Annotated in this window: 1 protein-coding gene; it reads right to left on the bottom strand. The window is 73.1% G+C overall.

The features are described from left to right. On the bottom strand, positions 1-263 hold a 263-nt coding region (locus tag CF8_RS22765; protein ID WP_198016910.1), incomplete at its 3' end, for a hypothetical protein. Between the last annotated feature and the right edge of the window lie 27 nt (positions 264-290).

The raw sequence follows: 290 nt of genomic DNA, 5'->3' as shown, positions 1-290 counted from the left end.
GTGGGCTCGAGGTGGCCGGCGTGCTGTGCGGCGTCGACGAGCACCATGGCGGCGCCGGCGATGAGGCCCTGGGTGCGGGTGATGAGGACCATGTTGGTCGGCCATGCGTCGGAGGCGAGGGTGCGGTGGGCCTGCATGTCCCACCCGGCGAGGGCCCGGGAGATCCGGGTGTCGTCCTCGATCGGTCGGTTGGCTTCGCCCCGGAGCGCCTGGGTGAACCGTCCGTCGAGGTACCTGCCCGCGGCCGCTTCGGAGACGGCCATGCGGCGGATCCACTCGGTGGTCGGCGG

It is taken from the genome of Nocardioides sp. CF8 (genome assembly GCF_000389985.1).
Lineage (GTDB): Bacteria > Actinomycetota > Actinomycetes > Propionibacteriales > Nocardioidaceae > Nocardioides > Nocardioides allogilvus.
This window is presented reverse-complemented; position numbering and strand designations above follow the sequence as displayed.